The sequence below is a fragment of the Streptomyces sp. NPDC059861 genome, assembly GCF_042731435.1.
In the GTDB taxonomy this organism is placed as follows: domain Bacteria; phylum Actinomycetota; class Actinomycetes; order Streptomycetales; family Streptomycetaceae; genus Streptomyces.
This window is the reverse complement of record NZ_JBHWJQ010000014.1, coordinates 1-16,236: the sequence shown is the minus strand read 5'-3', so window position 1 is coordinate 16,236 and position 16,236 is coordinate 1. Positions and strand designations below refer to the sequence as shown.

The window sequence follows — 16,236 nt, the reverse complement described above, 5'->3', positions numbered from 1 at the left end:
GGCGTCGCGGCGCTCGGCCTGTTCGTCTCGACGCTGACCAGCAGCGGTATCGCGGCGATGGCGACGACCGTCGGTCTGCTGATCACGGTGCAGATCCTCGACCAGATACCTCAACTGCACGCCATGCAGCCGTACTTCTTCTCCCACTACTGGCTGTCCTTCGCCGACCTGACGCGCGAGCCGGTCTACTGGGACGAGCTGAGACGCAACCTCGGCCTCCAGGCCCTCTACGCGGCCCTGTTCGGCTCGGCGGCGTGGGCGCGGTTCATGGCGAAGGACATCACCGCATAGCCGCAGGGTTACGCGGCCTCGTACGGGAAGCGCGCGAGCGGGGCCTCCTGCGCGAAGAAGGTCTTCGCGCGGGTGCGGGCCGCGGTGTCCTTCAGTACGTCACCGGGCTTGCTGCCGTTGCCGAGCAGGACTCCGCCAAAGCGCATCCCCATGTACGCGGCCGAGTTGCTGAGGGTGCCGATCAGCGGGTCGGCGACCTCGGTCTCCTCGTGCGCGAGCGTGGTGACGCCCCAGAGGGTGCGGTCGGCCAGTGTCGCCTTGAAGTCGACGCCGGGGGTGCGCAGCCACGCCGACCAGTAGTCGAGGTAGCGCTTGACGTGCGCGGACACCGAGTACCAGTAGAGCGGGGAGACGATGACGATGTCCGTCGCGGCGAGCGTGGCGTCGAGCAGCAGTGCGACATCGCCCTCCGTGGGTCGGACGTGGTCGCTGTCGTGCCGGAGGTCCTCGAAGTCGGGCAGGGGATGCGCGGCGAGGTGGATCCACCGCTGCTCGACGCCGGCGGGGAGCTGCTCGGCGGCCGCGCGGGCCAGCAGCTCGGTGTTGCCGTCACGGCGGCTGCTGCCCAGCACGAACAGAAAGCGTCGGTTCATGGTGTCCCCCAGTGGATTCCGGATGGGCGGCGTACGACGATTGGATGCCTGTGCAGTATATGCACACGCATGCATACTGCGTCCACTGTCCGAGGGGCGTCGCAGGTGTGGATCGGAGAGGGCCGCGCTCAAGGGGCCTGGGTCAGCGGACCGCCGCCGTCAGCCGGACCAACGCCCGGGTCTCGCGAGGCGGGCGTCCGCTCAGATCGCCCAGCCGCCACGCCGGCACCCACGGCACCCGGTACACGTCGACGACCGACTCGATGAGCTTGATCTGCTGGGAGAGCGGGCGCGGCAGCCGGCCCGGCGCGTCCGCGACCAGGACGACGGCGTCCAGGTCGAGCCCGGCCGGCGCCTCCCCGCGCCGGAACTCCTCCATGGCATGGATGACGGAGGCCAGCCCGGTCGCGTGGGTGCGGGCGACGAGCAGCACCGACTGCGGGTCGGCGGGGCCGGGCCACTCACGTCCGCAGTCCCGGCCGCCGTACACCGCGGCCAGGGTGGAGACGCCCGACCCGCCGTGCGTGCCGACCCAGGAGAAGCGCCGGACCGTGCGGGAGGGGGCGGGGGAGGGCTCCGGTGCCGGTTCCGCGGTGACCGGTCCGCGGATCCAGATCTCCGGTCCCTGTGGCGCACCCGTCCGCATGCCCGCTCCTCTCCGCCGTCCGCCGGCGATCGTCGTCCATCGATCTTCGCGCGGCGCCGCGGAGCTCCGTGACCGGGGTGCCGGGTCTTGGGACGATGCTGTGACGCCCCGGTGACGCGTGTATCGGGCGAAATCGGTGAGACTCGACGGTAGGGTCCGCCGAGGCGTGGACGCCGGCGAGTGAGGGAACCGATGTCTCGACCAGGGCGCGAGAAGAAGCGGGAACAGCAGGACCAGGGCGCGGGCGCGGTGATCGACGTCCGCGTCCCCGGCGCCGGACCGGGCGCGGGTGGCCCGGTCAGCGCCTCGATCGGGGGTGTCCCGGTCCCTCCCGTGCCCGGCGAGGAACTCCAGCGGACGGTGTTGAACCACCTCCACCGCATCGCCCTTGCCACCGGCCGGCCCGTCCTCGCCACCGTTCACGACGAGCGGATCGGGTACCTCGTACCGCTTCAGGTTCACCCGGACGGGTCGAGTTGTTTCACGGCGGATCCTGTGCCGACGAGTGCGGCGGGGGATGCCGCGGCGGTGCCGGCGGGCGCGGGGCAGGAGGCCGTGCCGACGCCGCCGCGATCCGCTGCGGCGGGCCGGTCGCAGGGTGCGGTGTCCGAGTCGGCGGGCCCGGGACAGGGAGCCGTACCCCCGGCACCGCGCCCCGCGCCCCCGCCGCAGGCGCCCGATCCGGCCGGGTCCCGTCCGGCGCAGGCGCCCGACCAGGCTGCGTCTCGTTCGCCGCAGGCGCCCGCGCCCGCTCAGCCTCGTCCGGCGGAGGCGCCCGACCTCGCTCAGCCTGGTCCGCCGCAGGCGCCCGCCCCGGCCCCGTCTCGTTCGCCGCAGGCGCCCGCGCCCGCTCAGCCTCGTCCGGCGGAGGCGCCCGGCCCCGCTCAGTCTCGTCCGCCGCAGGAGCCCGACCCCGCTCAGCCTGGTTCGCCGCAGGCGCCCGCCCCGGCCGCGTCCCGTTCGCCGCAGGCGCCCGCTCAGTCTCGTCCGCCGCACGAGCCGGTGTGGCCGGACGCTGCCCAACTCCCGCAGGACAACGTCACGCAAACGCTGCGCACTCCGCCGGTTTCCGGACCCACCTCCGCGCCGACCTTCCGGCTGCGGGCGATCCAGGAGCCGCGGCCGCTGGGCGAGTTCGGGCCGCCGCCCGTCATGGAGGCGCGGCCGCACCCGGAACCGCTCGTCGCGCCGGAGCTGGGCGCGGGCCGCGAGCCGGACCCGGACCCGAAGCCCACGCCGCCTCGCGGCTTCGACGCGGTCGCCGAAGCCATCCTCGGGCCGGAGGACGAAACCCCGCTCCCGACCTCCGCCCTCCTCGCCGAACCCACGGCCCGTATCGGCGAAGCCGTGAAGGCAGGGCATATAGACACCGCGGCGACCGTCGCGGAGCAGGCCTTGGCCGAGGCGTCGGCGGCGCTGCCGCCCGACCACCCCGAACTGCTCCGGTTGCTCGAACTCACCGCGTACGTCGCCTACCTGGCGGCCGAACCGGTGCGCGCCTTCCGGCTCTCCCTGGACGTGGCCCGCAGCCACCGCCGCACGCACGACGCGGAGGGCGCCTACGGGAACGTGCAGAGCGCGGCCACGGCCTGGCGGGCCGTGCGCGACCCCGCGCTCGGTCTGGAGCTGGGGCGTGAACTGATCGGCCTGTGGAGCGAGTTGGCCGCGGAGGCCGGCCCGGCCGCCGAGGACGTGGAGGAGCTGGAATCCGCCCACGCCCGCATGGACCGTCTCGCCACGCGCGCGGGCAGGGCATCCGGAGGCTGAGCGGCACCGCGACGTTTGCCCGGCCGGGCTCGGGCCGGCTGCCCCGGGACCGTCCGTCCGGGTAGCGAGGCCCGCCCCGGACCCACCCCTCCACACCCCGGCCCTACTGCACGCAGAACTCGTTCCCCTCCGGGTCGGTCATCACCACCCACTCGCCGCCGGCCTCCTTGACCTCCCGCACCGCGCTCGCGCCCAGGCCCCGCAGTCGCTCCACCTCGTCCGCCCGCCGGCCCTCGCCGGGGTGCAGATCCAGGTGGAGCCGGTTCTTGCCGGTCTTGGACTCGGGCACGCGCTGGAACAGCAGGCGCCGTCCCAGGCCGGTGCCGCTCTCCTCCTCGTACGGATCGTCCGGATGCCGTACGGCGACCAGGTCCCGGAAGGCCGGGCGGCCGTGGAAGTCCATGGTGGCGGCGACCGGGAGCGAGCCGAGCTGGAGCAGCCGTTCGATCAGGGCGCTGTTGTCCTCGACCTCGTAGCCCAGCGCGGCGGCCCAGAAGTCGGCCTGTGCGTGGGGGTCGGCGGCGTCGATGACGAGCTTCCAGTGCACAGGTGTTGCTGCCTTGTCGGTCATGTAACCAGTTATATTGGTTACATGACCGAGAGTCCATGGGAAGCGCCGATTCCACAGGCGGCTTCCCCCGGCCTGACCCTGATCTCGTCCGAGGGCAAGCCCTTCCGCTTCGACCCCGGCGCGCTCTGTCTGGAACTGCTCACCACCGGCGGCCCGGGCGACCTGGCCCGCTACGAGGTGCTGCACCGGCCCGCCGACCTGGTGGCCTGGGTGGAACGCAGCCGGCTGCCGGCCGGACTCGACCTCACCGTCACCGAGGACGAACTCGCGCGGGCCCGTGCCCTGCGCGACGCCCTGACCGTGCTCACCGCCGACCGCGCCCACGGCCGCCCGCTCCGCTCCCGCCACCTGGACGTCGTCAACGCTGCCGCCGCGCTGCCCGCGCTCGCCGCCCGCCTCACCGCGGACGGCACCCGCGCCTGGGCCCCGGGCGCCACCGGCACGGCCCTGCTGGCGACCGTGGCGCGTGACGCGATCGAGCTGTTCACCGGCCCGTACGCCGGCCGTGTCCGCGAGTGCGGTGCCCACGACTGCCGGCTGCTGTTCGTCGACAACTCCCGGCCGGGCCGACGGCGCTGGTGCTCGATGGAGCACTGCGGCAACCGTGCGAAGGTCCGCGCCCACCGCGCCCGCGGGGCCACCTCCTAGGCCTGCCCGGCGGCCTGCCGTGTCTCTCGCTCCCGTACGCCGCCCGGGCCACCGCGAGCTCCCGCTGATGCTCCTCCGACCACCGCACCAGGGACTGGACCGTGGCGTGGGGGGTGCCGCCCAGAGGGGTGAGCCGGTACTCGACGCGCGGCGGTCCGACGGGGTGGACCGTACGCGTGACCAGGCCGACCGCACCCTGCACGAGGCGGCGAAGTGGTGCCGCCGCGCGCTCGGCGTCCAGGAGGGCGATGACGAGGAGTGACCACTTGTCTGCGACCCGGTCGAGAATCTGCCGTACCTCGTGGCCCTCGCGGGTGTCCCGCTGAAAGGGGTCGGCGTCGCCGTGGTCCACGGTGCTCATCTCGAGGGCACCGCGTTCGCGCCGGCGTACGGGCCGCTGGCCATCGCGGCGACGGACGGTGTCGCGGCGGAGGGGCAGGGCCTGGCGGGTGGGCTGCTCAACAGCGCGACGCGGTTCGGCTCCGCGATCGGGATCTCCGCGGTGACCGCCGTCTACGGCTTGGAGTCGACGACCGGATCGGGCCCGGAGGCCACGCTGTCCGCCTTCCGTACGGCGCTGCTGGTGCCGGTCGCGATGGTGGTGACGGGCACGCTCCTCTCGACCCTCAGCCTGCGGACCGCCCGGCGCGCGGTGCGCAGCGCGTCCCAGGTGAGCAGCGTCAGCGCCAGCCAGACCAGCGCGAACCCGGCCCAGCGCTCGGGCGGCATGGCCTCGCGGAAGTAGACGACGCCCAGCAGGAACTGGAACACCGGGGCCAGGTACTGCAGCAGCCCCAGCGTCGACAGGGGCACGCGGATCGCGGCCGCGCCGAAGCAGACCAGCGGCAGCGCGGTCACGACGCCGGTCGCGGCGAGCAGCACCGCGTGCCCCACGCCCTCGGTGTGGAAGGTCGACTCGCCACGGCCGGTCAGCCACAGCAGATAGGCGAGCGCCGGCAGGAACTGGATCGCGGTCTCCGCGGTCAGCGACTCCAGGCCGCTGAGGTTCACCTTCTTCTTCACGAGGCCGTAGGTGGCGAAGGAGAAGGCGAGGACGAGCGAGACCCATGGAGGGCGGCCGTAGCCGATGGTGAGGACGAGCACGGCCGTGAAGCCGACGCCGACCGCGGCCCACTGCACGGGCCGCAGCCGTTCCTTCAGCAGCAGCACGCCCATCGCGATGGTGACCAGCGGGTTGATGAAGTAGCCGAGGGACGCCTCGACGACCTGACCGTTGTTGACGGCCCAGATGTAGACGCCCCAGTTGACGGTGATGACGGCCGCGGCGATCGTGATGAGTCCGAGGCGGCGCGGCTGCCGCAGCAACTCGCCGGCCCAGCCCCACCGTCGTACGAACAGCAGTGCGACGGCGACGAAGGCGAGCGACCACACCATCCGGTGGGCGAGGATCTCCACCGAGCCGGCGGGCTTCAGCAGCGGCCAGAACAGGGGGACGAGCCCCCACATCCCATAGGCCGCGACGCCGTTCAGCAGGCCTATGTGGCTCTCGCCCCTCGACTTTCCGGACACCGGCTCCTCCTTCGCGCTCCAGCCCACCGCACGAAGGTAGCGCCGACCACCCGCGCCTGTCATGGCCGTATCGCCATACGGTCATGACAAGCGGGACGGGTGGTGCGAAGTCAGCCCCTCAGTGCCGCCGCGATCGCCTCGGAGAGCGGGGTGGTCGGACGTCCGGCCAGGCGGGAGAGGGCGCCGGTGCGCGCGGCCAGCTCGCCCTTCTCGATGGACGCGTCCACCCCGGCCAGGATCGCGGCGAACGCCTCGGGCAGCCCGGCGCCGGTGAGGATGCCCTGGTAGGTGTCGGCCGGGACCGGGCTGTACTTGATCTCCCTGCCGGTCTGCCGGCTGAGCTCGGCCGCGTACTCCGTGAACCCCCACGCCTCGTCGCCGCTCAGCTCGTACGTCTTGTTCTCGTGGCCCGCGCCGGTCAGCACCGCGACGGCGGCGGCCGCGAAGTCGGCGCGCGAGGCGGAGGCGACCCGGCCCGCACCGGCGGCGGTGACCACCGCGTTGTGCTCCAGGACCGGGGCGAGGTTCTCGGTGTAGTTCTCGTGGTACCAGCCGTTGCGCAGCAGCACGTACGGCAGGCCCGACGCCAGCAGCAGCTCCTCGGTGGCGCGGTGGTCGTCGGCGAGCGCGGCCGTCAGGCTGCCGGGGGCGCTCGTGTACGCGAGCAGCGCCACGCCGGCCGCCTTGGCGGCGTCGATCACGACCTTGTGCTGGGACGCACGGCCCTTGTCGAACTCGTTGCCGGAGATGAGCAGTACCTTGTCGCCCGCGGAGAACAGAACGTCGAAGGTCGCGGGCACGTTGTAGTCGGCGAGTGCGATCCGCACCCCGCGTTCCGCGAGACCGGCGGCCTTCTCGGCGTCGCGGGCGACGGCTGTGATCCCGTCGGCCGGGACCTGCTCCAGCAGCTGCTCGATGACGTGGCGGCCGAGGCGTCCGGTGGCTCCGGTGACGACGATGCTCATGGTGAGGCTCCTCCGTGGAGTGGATGCGGCGGGGGTTGACACTCACCCTAAGAGGGGCACTAACTCCTCGAAAGTACCCACTTTGAAGTAAGGTACCGGCATGGCGGATAGCGCAAGGCAGCCCGGGAGCGAGGCGATGTGCCCGTACCGGCTGGTGCTGGAGCACGTCACCAGCCGCTGGGGCGTGCTGGTGCTGATCCGGCTCCTCGAACGCCCGCACCGGTTCAGCGAGCTGCGCCGGGCGATCGGTGAGATCCGGCAGGTCAGCGAGAAGATGCTCACCCAGACTTTGCAGACCCTGGAGCGTGACGGGTTCGTGCACCGCGACGCCCGGCCCGTGATCCCGCCCCGCGTCGACTACTCCCTCACCGACCTCGGCCGCGAGGCCGCGGAGCAGGTGCGGGTGCTGGCCTTGTGGACGGAGCGGCGGATGGGGGACGTGGAGCAGGCGCGGAAGGCATACGACGAGGCCCGGGCCTGAGCCCGGGCCTGTGGTGCGTCTGTTGCGGAGCCTGTACCGCGCCTGCTGAGAGGCCGGTACTGCGCCGACCGGGAGGTTCAGCCGACGACGGTCCAGGTGTCGCCGCCGGCGAGGAGTGCGGCGAGGTCGCCCTTGCCGTTCTGTTCGACGGCGGTGTCGAGCTGGTCGGTCATCTGGGCGTCGTAGACCGGGCGGTCGACGGCGCGGAAGACGCCGATCGGGGTGTGGTGCAGGGTGTCGGGGTCGGCGAGCCTGCTGAGTGCGAACGCGGTGGTCGGGGAGTCGGCGTGGGCGTCGTGGACGAGGATCTGCTCCTCGTTGCCGGGCGTGACGGTGACGACTTCGAGGTCGCCGGTCCGCTGGTCGCGGACCACGCCGCGGGTGTTGTCCGCGCCGAAGCGGATGGGCCGGCCGTGCTCCAGGCGGATCACGGCTTCCTCGGCCTGCTGCCTGTCCTTGAGGGCGTCGAAGGCACCGTCGTTGAAGATGTTGCAGTTCTGGTAGATCTCGATGAGGGCCGTGCCGGGGTGGGCGGCGGCGGCACGCAGGACCTCGGTGAGGTGTTTGCGGTCGGAGTCGACGGTGCGGGCGACGAACGACGCCTCGGCGCCCAGGGCCAGGGAGACCGGGTTGAAGGGGGCGTCGAGCGAGCCCATCGGGGTCGATTTGGTGATCTTGCCGACCTCGGAGGTGGGGGAGTACTGGCCCTTGGTCAGGCCGTAGATCCGGTTGTTGAACAGCAGGATCTTGAGGTTGACGTTGCGGCGCAGGGCGTGGATGAGGTGGTTGCCGCCGATGGAGAGTGCGTCGCCGTCGCCGGTGACGACCCAGACGGACAGGTCGCGGCGGGAGGCGGCCAGGCCGGTGGCGATCGCCGGGGCCCGGCCGTGGATGGAGTGCATCCCGTAGGTGTCCATGTAGTACGGGAAGCGGGACGAGCAGCCGATGCCGGAGACGAAGACGATGTTCTCCTTCGCCAGGCCCAGTTCGGGCATGAAGCCCTGTACGGCGGCGAGGATCGCGTAGTCACCGCAGCCGGGGCACCAGCGCACTTCCTGGTCGGACTTGAAGTCCTTCATGGACTGCCTGCCCGCGGCCTTGGGCACCAGGGAAAGCGCTTCGACCGTGCCGCTTCCTTCCAGGGACGTCTCAGCCATCGATGGCCTCCTTCAGCGCCGCGGCCAGCTGCTCGGCCTTGAACGGCATGCCGTTGACCTGGGTGTACGACTGGGCGTCCACCAGGTACTTCGCCCGGATCAGCGTGGCGAGCTGACCGAGGTTCATCTCGGGGATCACCACCCTGTCGAAACGCGCCAGCACCTCTCCCAGATTCCGCGGGAACGGGTTCACATGACGCAGATGCGCCTGCGCGACGGGAAGCCCGGCCGTGCGCAGCCGCCGTACCGCCGCTGTGATCGGCCCGTACGTCGACCCCCAGCCCAGTACCAGGACCCTCGCGTCGGCGGGGTCGTCGACCTCGATGTCGGGGACGTCGATGCCGTCGATCTTCGCCTGCCGGGTGCGGACCATGAAGTCGTGGTTGGCCGGGTCGTAGGAGATGTTCCCCGTGCCGTCCTGCTTCTCGATGCCGCCGATCCGGTGTTCCAGACCGGGCGTGCCCGGGATCGCCCAGGGGCGGGCGAGGGTGTGCGGGTCGCGCTTGTAGGGCCAGAAGGTCTCGGTGCCGTCCTCCAGGGTGTGGTTCGGACCCTGCGCGAACTGCATCGTCAGATCCGGGAGCTCCTCCAGCTCCGGGATCCGCCACGGCTCGGAACCGTTGGCGAGATACCCGTCGGAGAGCAGGAAGACCGGAGTGCGGTACGTCAGCGCGATCCGTGCCGCCTCCAGCGCCGCACCGAAACAGTCCGCCGACGTGCGCGGCGCCACGATCGGTACCGGAGCCTCACCGTTGCGCCCGAACATCGCCTGCAGCAGGTCGGCCTGCTCGGTCTTGGTCGGCAGACCGGTCGAGGGCCCGCCGCGCTGGATGTCCACCACCAGCAGCGGCAGCTCCAGCGACACGGCCAGCCCGATCGTCTCGCTCTTGAGCGCCACACCGGGCCCCGACGTGGTCGTCACGGCCAGGGAACCGCCGAAGGCCGCGCCCAGCGCCGCACCGATACCCGCGATCTCGTCCTCGGCCTGGAACGTGCGCACGCCGAAGTTCTTGTGCCGGCTCAGCTCGTGCAGGATGTCCGAGGCCGGCGTGATCGGGTACGAGCCCAGGAACAGCGGCAGATCCGCCTGCCGGGACGCCGCGATCAGACCGTAGGCCAGGGCCAGGTTCCCGGAGATGTTGCGGTACGTGCCCACCGGGAACGCCTTCGCCGCCGGCTCGACCTCGTAGGAGACCGCGAAGTCCTCCGTGGTCTCCCCGAAGTTCCAGCCCGCCCTGAACGCCGCGATGTTCGCCGCCGCGATGTCCGGCTTCTTCGCGAACTTCGACTGCAGGAACCGCTCCGTGCCCTCCGTCGGCCGGTGATACATCCACGACAGCAGACCCAGCGCGAACATGTTCTTGCTGCGCTCGGCCTCCTTGCGCGAGAGGTCGAAGTCCTTCAGCGCCTCCACCGTGAGCGTGGTCAGCGGCACCGGATGCAACTGGTAGCCGTCGAGCGAACCGTCCTCCAGCGGGTTCGTCCCGTAGCCGACCTTCTGCATCGCCCGCTTGGTGAACTCGTCCGTGTTGACGATGATCTCCGCACCGCGCGGCAGATCACCCACGTTCGCCTTCAGCGCCGCCGGGTTCATCGCCACCAGGACGTTCGGCGCGTCGCCCGGGGTGAGGATGTCGTGGTCGGCGAAGTGCAGCTGGAACGAGGAGACACCCGGCAGCGTCCCGGCAGGCGCCCGGATCTCGGCAGGGAAGTTCGGCAACGTCGACAGGTCGTTGCCGAACGACGCGGTCTCCGAGGTGAAACGGTCACCGGTGAGCTGCATACCGTCACCCGAGTCCCCCGCGAACCTGATGATCACTCGGTCGAGACGGCGGACGTCCTTGACGCCGGCCGCTTTGCGCTGCTCTCCCACGACCGCTCCGTCGGCCTGCTCCGCTGGGCTACTGACCTGGCTCGTCACTGAACTGGACCTCCTTCGAGGCACTGTCGGGGATCGACCCCACAGGGTCCTCCCAGCACCAACCCTACGACTGGACGGCTCGCCCGCCCTCGGCCATTCGCATGATGATTACCTGCCCGAGTAGCTCCCCGCATCCCGTTCGAATGCGCCGTACGGGTCGTCCCCGGGGCCCGCGTCGACCGGTGCGGATCCGGGGGTGGACCTCAGGAGTTCAGATAGGTCAGTACGGCGAGGACGCGGCGGTGGTCCCCCTCGCTCGGGGACAGTCCCAGCTTGAGGAAGATGTTGCTGACGTGCTTCTCGACCGCGCCGTCACTCACCACCAGCTGCTTGGCGATGGCGGAGTTGGTCCGGCCCTCGGCCATCAGCCCCAGGACCTCCCGCTCTCTTGGCGTGAGCCCCGCGAGCACGTCCTGCTTCCGGCTGCGTCCGAGCAGCTGCGCCACGACCTCCGGGTCGAGGGCCGTACCCCCTTCGGCCACCCGGACCACCGCGTCCACGAACTCGCGCACCTCGGCCACGCGGTCCTTCAGCAGGTACCCGACGCCGCGGCTGGAACCGGCCAGCAGTTCGGTGGCGTAGCGCTCCTCCACGTACTGTGACAGCACCAGCACGCCGAGTCCTGGATGAGTCTTCCGCAGCTGCACCGCCGCGCGGACGCCCTCGTCCGTGTGTGTCGGCGGCATCCGCACGTCGGCGACCACGACATCGGGCAGGCCGCCCTCGGCGTCCAGCTCCGTGATGGTCTTGATCAACGCCTCCGCGTCACCGACGCCGGCCACGACGTCGTGCCCGCGGTCGGTGAGGAGCCGGGTCAGACCCTCCCGGAGCAGCACCGAATCCTCGGCGATGACCACCCGCACCCTGTCCTCCACGATCCTCGGCCCCCCGTTGCTCGACTTCGCCCCCGAAGACCCGTCAAGCATTCCAGGTTTTGCCAGGGGTGGGGTGGGTGCGGGCCTGCCTGCTTGTCCGGTCGTCGGCGCCTCAGCCGCGCCAGGGCAGTTCCGCGGTGACGCGGGTGGGGCCGCCCGCCGGGGAGTCGACCACCAATATGCCGTCCACCGCGTCCAGCCGCTCCGCGAGCCCGGCCAGCCCGGAACCGCCGCCCGCGCCGGCCTCGGCCCCGCCCACGCCGTTGTCCGTGACCTGCAGCATCAGCCGGTCCTCCGACCGCCAGACGTCCACCGCCGCCGAGGTCGCGCGCGCGTGCTTGCTGATGTTCTGCAGCAGCTCGGAGACGGTGAAGTACGCGATCCCCTCGATCGCCGGCGCCGGCCGCGACGCCAGATCCACGTCCACCTGCACCGGGACCGCGCACCGTGAGGCGACCGAGGAGAGGGCGGCGTCCAGGCCGCGGTCGGTGAGGACCGCCGGATGGATGCCGCGCGCCAGGTCCCGCAGCTCCTGAAGGGCCGTCTTCACCTCGCCGTGCGCCTCGTCCACCATGCGCGCCGCCGCCCGCGGGTCCTCGGCCAGCTTCTCCTTCGCCAGCCCCAGATCCATCGCCAGCGCCACCAGCCGGGCCTGCGCCCCGTCGTGCAGGTCGCGCTCGATACGCCGCAGATCCGCGGCGGCCGTGTCGACCACGACCCCCCGGTCCGACTCCAGCTCCACCACCCGTGTCGCCAGCCGCGACGGGCCGAGCAGTCCGTGCACCAGCAGCCGGTCCACCAGCGTGAGCGCCCGCACGATCCATGGCGTGGCCAGCGTGAACAGCAGCCCCACGAGCGCGGTCACCGTGATCTCGAACGGGTTGTCCAGGTAGATCTGATGCGTCTCGTCGCCGTACAGCTGCAGCCCGTCCTGGCCGCCGTACATCGGGAGGACCCAGTACCAGAGCGGGTACGTCAGCAGTGCCCAGCCGTACGCCCAGAAGTTCACCGCGACGACGAAGGAGAAGACGGCCCACGGGAAGTGCAGCACCGAGTACAGCAGGTGGCGCCAGGACGTGCCGCTCTTGAGGACCGCGCCCATCCACCCCATCAGACCGCTCCTGCGCAGCCGCAGCGGCTCGGGAGCGGCGACGTCGAGTTCGAGCAGCCCGCGCGCCCGCGCCCGCTCCAGCGCGCCGAGGCCCCGGCAGCCGGCCAGCCCCGCCGCCAGCACGGGTATGCCGAGGAAGGTCACCAGCAGACCCGCACCGAGCGAGACCATCGTCACGGCGTACGTGAACATCAGCACGCTGATCGGCAGGCTGAGCAGCACATAGGCGAACTCGCGCCAGGTGCGGCCCTCGAACGGCGCCCGGAGCCCGGCCGGCAGCCGGGACCGCCGTCCGGCGCTCGACTCCGCACCCCAGTCGGACGTCCCGCTCCGGCGTCCGTAGCCGTGCCCGTACTCCGTGGCCATGGGCCTGGTCCCCGTTCTTCTCGGTCTGCTGTGTCTGTCGTGGTCCAACCCTGCTGGCCCCGGGGCCCGTGGACCATGGAGGCCGTCGGCATCTTGGGCGGGGGGTTTTCCCCACCCCCTCGGCGCCGCCGGTACGTCCTCGGCGCTACCGGTCCGCCCTCAGCGCTGCCGGTCCCGCCAGGGCAGTTCCGCGGTGACGACCGTGGGGCCGCCCTCCGGCGAGTCGACGACGAACAGGCCGTCGACGGCGCCCAGGCGCTCCGCCAGCCCGCGCATCCCCGTACCGCCGTCGAAGCCGGCGCCGCCACGGCCGTCGTCGGCGACCTGTATGAGGAGCCGGTCCTCGCTGCGCCACACGTCCACGGACGCGGACTTCGCGGCGCTGTGCTTGCTGACGTTCTGCAGCAGCTCCGAGACGGTGAAGTAGGCGATGCCCTCGATGGCCTCGGCAGGCCTCGCCGCCAGGTCGACGGTCACCTTCACCGGCACCGTGCAGCGTGAGGCGACCGAGGAGAGGGCGGCGTCCAGGCCGCGGTCGGTGAGGACCGCCGGATGGATGCCGCGCGCCAGGTCCCGGAGCTCCTGGAGGGCCAGCTTCACCTCACCGTGCGCCTCGTCGACCATCGCCGCCGCGTACACGGGGTCCTCCAGCAGCTTCTCCTTGGCCAGACCGAGGCCCATGGCCAGGTTGACCAGGCGGGCCTGCGCCCCGTCGTGCAGGTCGCGCTCGATGCGCCGCAGATCCGCGGCGGCCGTGTCGACCACGACCCCCCGGTCGGACTCCAGCTCGGCGATCCGCCGCTCCAGCTCGTCGGAGGGTGACAGCAGCCCGCGCACCATCGCCCGGTCCGCGTTGGCCAGGCCCCGCGCGATGAACGGCAGCACCGGCCACAGCACGAAGAGCGAGGTCAGCGTCAGCGTGAAGGTGAGGATGCCCCACGGCAGCCGGATGAAGTCGTACAGGGCGGTCCGCCAGCCCACCGGGTCCTTCAGCGCCATCCACAGCCGGGGGAGGAAACCGCCCGCCCCGCGGCGCGGGAGCGGGCTCGGCTCGTCCACGCGCACCCCGAGCAGCATGCGGGCCCGTGCCCGCTCCAGCCTGCCGAGCTGACGGGCGCCCAGCAGACCCGCGGCGAGCAGCGGGAAGCCGATCACCGTGACGGTCAGGAAGGCGCCGACGGACAGCACGGTGACGACGTAGACGAAGCCCAGCAGGGCCGCCGGCAGGTTCGCCAGGAGATGCGCGATCTCCTTCCAGGTGTGCCTGTCGTAGGCGAACCGGGCTGGCGGCAGGCGGTCCGTGTCTTTGCCGGCCGCCGCCGCGCTCGCGGACGGGATTTGTTCGGTCACATGGGCCAGCGTGCCCGGCGGCACGCGCCGACGCCATGAGGTGCACCGCCACGTTCTGCTAGGGAAAACCCCACCCCTGCCCCGCCAGGCGTGATGGGCTGCTTACCGCTTCTTTGACAGGCCCTAGACTCACGTTGCGTACAGATCGTCGAACGGTGGCGTGACGTCGCGAGGCCGGAAGGCCACTCGAACAGTCATGAGGTCGAGGCCAGGGGAGCGAGGGACGGACGTGCGGGAACCGACCGTCGAACCGACCGCCGTCATCGCGGCGGACTACTTCCAGTCCTACTCTGTCATCGGACTGCTCGCCGCCATCGGCGTGCTGTTCGTCGCCGTCGCCTTCGGCGCGGGGCGGCTGCTGCGCCCCGTCGTGCCCACCCCCGAGAAGCTCCTCACCTACGAGTGCGGCGTCGACCCCGTCGGCGAGGGCTGGGCCCACACCCAGGTCCGCTACTACGTCTACGCGTTCCTCTACGTGATCTTCGCGATCGACTCGATCTTCCTCTTCCCGTGGGCCACGGTCTTCGCCGCCCCCGGTTACGGAGCGGCGACCCTCGTCGAGATGTTCATCTTCCTGGGCTTCCTGGCCGTGGGCCTGCTCTACGCATACAAGAAGGGTGTCCTGGCATGGACGTGACGCCAGAAACGACTCCTTCGGTGCCCGCCGCGGGCACAGGGCAGCCCGGGCCCGTCGCGGAGCCCGTCCTGCTTCCGGAGCCGAAGCGCCTCGGCGCGCTCGCGCGCCTCGCCCCCGAGCCGATGAAGGTCGTCCTGAACTGGGGCCGCCGCTATTCGCTCTGGGTCTTCAATTTCGGCCTCGCCTGCTGCGCCATCGAGTTCATCGCCGCGTCGATGGCCCGCCACGACTTCATCCGCCTCGGCGTCATCCCGTTCGCGCCGGGCCCCCGCCAGGCGGACCTGATGGTCGTCTCCGGCACGGTCACGGACAAGATGGCGCCCGCCATCAAGCGCCTCTACGAACAGATGCCCGAGCCGAAGTACGTCATCTCCTTCGGCGCCTGCTCCAACTGCGGCGGCCCGTACTGGGACTCGTACTCCGTCACCAAGGGCGTCGACCAGATCATTCCCGTCGACGTCTACGTTCCCGGCTGCCCGCCCCGCCCCGAGGCGCTGCTCCAGGGCATCCTCAAGCTCCAGGAGAAGATCGCCCGCGAGTCGCTGGGGGAGCGGTACGGTGCCGCACGTCCGTCGGCGGCGGCCCTGCAGAGCGGCCTGGTCACACCGCCTGCCACAGGCGGCACCGACGCGGGGGAGGCCCGATGAACGGCACGGTCGGCTGGCTTCCCGCCCCCGCCGAGGACCTCTTCGGTACGGAGGCCACGGCCGAGGAGTCGTACGAGCTCCTGACCGTCGACGTACCTCCCGCGTCCTGGACCACCGCCCTGCGTACCGCCCGCGACGAGCTTGGCTGCACCTACTTCGACTGGCTGAGCGCCGTCGACGAACCCGGCACGGGCTTCCGCGTGTCGGCCCACCTGGTCGCCCTCGACCCCGTGCGCCGCCTGTTGATGCGCACCACCGTCCCCCACGAGGCCCCCGTCCTCGCCTCCGCGGTCGAGGTCTTCGCGGGCGCGGGCTGGCACGAGCGCGAGACGCACGAGATGTTCGGTGTCCGCTTCGAGGGTCACCCCGGCCTGGACCACCTCCTGCTGCCGGAGACCTTCGAAGGCCACCCCCTCCGCAAGGACTTCGTCCTCGCAGCCCGCGTCGCCAAGGCCTGGCCCGGCGCGAAGGAGCCCGGCGAGTCCGAGCACGGCGGGCCCAAGCGCCGCCAGATGCTGCCGCCGGGCGTCCCCGACCCCAATGAATGGGGCCCTCTCAAGGGCCAGCTCCCCCCGGCCCCCGCCCGCCCGGCCCGTGGCGCGGTCCGCGCCGCGGGCGACCGCCCCGCGCGCCGGACCCGCACCGCGGCGGAGGGCTCCACCACTGACTAATAAACAAAT

The 16,236-nt window shown here is 71.7% G+C and carries 15 protein-coding genes and 3 pseudogenes; 7 read left to right on the top strand and 11 right to left on the bottom strand.

The window, feature by feature from the left end; translation table 11 throughout:
• A pseudogene (locus ACFV6X_RS14865) lies at positions 1–291 on the top strand (ABC transporter permease); the annotation flags it as partial.
• Positions 292–299: 8 nt separating this feature from the next.
• On the opposite strand, the gene ACFV6X_RS14860 reads toward ACFV6X_RS14865, so the two are convergent.
• Positions 300–884 carry a flavodoxin family protein gene (locus ACFV6X_RS14860; protein WP_385382743.1) on the bottom strand — a complete coding sequence of 195 codons (585 nt, stop codon included), beginning with the start codon at positions 882–884 and terminating at the stop codon, positions 300–302.
• Positions 885–1,026: 142 nt separating this feature from the next.
• Positions 1,027–1,530 (bottom strand): DUF6668 family protein, encoded by a 504-nt coding sequence (locus tag ACFV6X_RS14855; RefSeq protein ID WP_385382740.1) that lies wholly within the window; start codon positions 1,528–1,530, stop codon positions 1,027–1,029.
• A 1,002-nt stretch (positions 1,531–2,532) separates the two neighbouring features.
• On the opposite strand from ACFV6X_RS14855, the gene ACFV6X_RS14850 reads away from it, so the two are divergent.
• Positions 2,533–3,297 (top strand): hypothetical protein, encoded by a 765-nt coding sequence (locus tag ACFV6X_RS14850; protein WP_385382737.1) that lies wholly within the window; start codon positions 2,533–2,535, stop codon positions 3,295–3,297.
• Between the two features lie 103 nt (positions 3,298–3,400).
• Here ACFV6X_RS14850 and ACFV6X_RS14845 read toward each other — a convergent pair whose 3' ends face one another.
• A complete protein-coding gene (locus ACFV6X_RS14845) occupies positions 3,401–3,868 on the bottom strand; it encodes a VOC family protein (RefSeq protein WP_385382734.1) in 468 nt (155 codons plus the stop codon).
• A 21-nt stretch (positions 3,869–3,889) separates the two neighbouring features.
• Between ACFV6X_RS14845 and ACFV6X_RS14840 the strand changes: the two genes are divergently transcribed.
• Entirely contained in the window at positions 3,890–4,516 is a 627-nt protein-coding gene (locus ACFV6X_RS14840) for a CGNR zinc finger domain-containing protein (RefSeq protein WP_385382731.1), read from the top strand.
• Positions 4,517–4,550: 34 nt separating this feature from the next.
• On the opposite strand, the pseudogene ACFV6X_RS14835 reads toward ACFV6X_RS14840, so the two are convergent.
• The 3 genes and pseudogenes from ACFV6X_RS14835 to ACFV6X_RS14825 form a co-directional block, all read right to left on the bottom strand.
• Positions 4,551–4,877, bottom strand: a pseudogene (locus ACFV6X_RS14835) (winged helix-turn-helix transcriptional regulator); the annotation flags it as partial.
• A gap of 152 nt (positions 4,878–5,029) precedes the next feature.
• Positions 5,030–5,983, bottom strand: a complete 954-nt coding sequence (gene rarD / locus ACFV6X_RS14830) for an EamA family transporter RarD (protein WP_385383069.1) — start codon at positions 5,981–5,983, stop codon at positions 5,030–5,032.
• Positions 5,984–6,156: 173 nt separating this feature from the next.
• Entirely contained in the window at positions 6,157–7,011 is an 855-nt protein-coding gene (locus ACFV6X_RS14825) for an SDR family oxidoreductase (protein ID WP_385382728.1), read from the bottom strand.
• A 100-nt stretch (positions 7,012–7,111) separates the two neighbouring features.
• On the opposite strand from ACFV6X_RS14825, the gene ACFV6X_RS14820 reads away from it, so the two are divergent.
• Complete coding sequence (locus tag ACFV6X_RS14820; protein ID WP_385382725.1) at positions 7,112–7,492, top strand: winged helix-turn-helix transcriptional regulator; 381 nt, start codon at positions 7,112–7,114, stop codon at positions 7,490–7,492.
• 77 nt (positions 7,493–7,569) lie between these two features.
• On the opposite strand, the gene ACFV6X_RS14815 is transcribed toward ACFV6X_RS14820, so the two are convergent.
• From ACFV6X_RS14815 to ACFV6X_RS14795, 5 genes are all read right to left on the bottom strand, one after another.
• The gene (locus ACFV6X_RS14815) at positions 7,570–8,649 is read right to left on the bottom strand and encodes a 2-oxoacid:ferredoxin oxidoreductase subunit beta (protein WP_385382722.1); all 1,080 of its coding nucleotides are present in this window, start codon (positions 8,647–8,649) and stop codon (positions 7,570–7,572) included.
• Positions 8,642–10,570: a 2-oxoacid:acceptor oxidoreductase subunit alpha gene (locus ACFV6X_RS14810; protein ID WP_385382719.1), complete on the bottom strand. Its 1,929-nt coding sequence runs from the start codon at positions 10,568–10,570 to the stop codon at positions 8,642–8,644. Before ACFV6X_RS14810 ends, ACFV6X_RS14815 begins: the two co-directional genes overlap by 8 nt.
• A gap of 203 nt (positions 10,571–10,773) precedes the next feature.
• On the bottom strand, positions 10,774–11,433 hold the full coding sequence (locus ACFV6X_RS14805; protein WP_365460001.1) for a response regulator transcription factor: 660 nt from the start codon (positions 11,431–11,433) through the stop codon (positions 10,774–10,776).
• A 124-nt stretch (positions 11,434–11,557) separates the two neighbouring features.
• Positions 11,558–12,922: a sensor histidine kinase gene (locus tag ACFV6X_RS14800; protein ID WP_385382716.1), complete on the bottom strand. Its 1,365-nt coding sequence runs from the start codon at positions 12,920–12,922 to the stop codon at positions 11,558–11,560.
• Positions 12,923–13,081: 159 nt separating this feature from the next.
• Positions 13,082–14,272, bottom strand: coding sequence for a sensor histidine kinase (locus ACFV6X_RS14795; RefSeq protein WP_385382713.1), 1,191 nt, complete (start codon positions 14,270–14,272; stop codon positions 13,082–13,084).
• Between the two features lie 196 nt (positions 14,273–14,468).
• Here ACFV6X_RS14795 and ACFV6X_RS14790 point away from each other — a divergent pair, with 196 nt between their 5' ends.
• The 3 genes and pseudogenes from ACFV6X_RS14790 to ACFV6X_RS14780 form a co-directional block, all read left to right on the top strand.
• Positions 14,469–14,909 carry an NADH-quinone oxidoreductase subunit A gene (locus ACFV6X_RS14790; RefSeq protein ID WP_385382710.1) on the top strand — a complete coding sequence of 147 codons (441 nt, stop codon included), beginning with the start codon at positions 14,469–14,471 and terminating at the stop codon, positions 14,907–14,909.
• Positions 14,900–15,556 (top strand): NADH-quinone oxidoreductase subunit B family protein, encoded by a 657-nt coding sequence (locus ACFV6X_RS14785; protein ID WP_365459989.1) that lies wholly within the window; start codon positions 14,900–14,902, stop codon positions 15,554–15,556. The genes ACFV6X_RS14790 and ACFV6X_RS14785 overlap by 10 nt, the downstream gene beginning before the upstream one ends.
• Positions 15,553–16,215, top strand: a pseudogene (locus ACFV6X_RS14780) (NADH-quinone oxidoreductase subunit C); the annotation flags it as partial. The gene ACFV6X_RS14785 and the pseudogene ACFV6X_RS14780, both read left to right, overlap by 4 nt.
• Between the last annotated feature and the right edge of the window lie 21 nt (positions 16,216–16,236).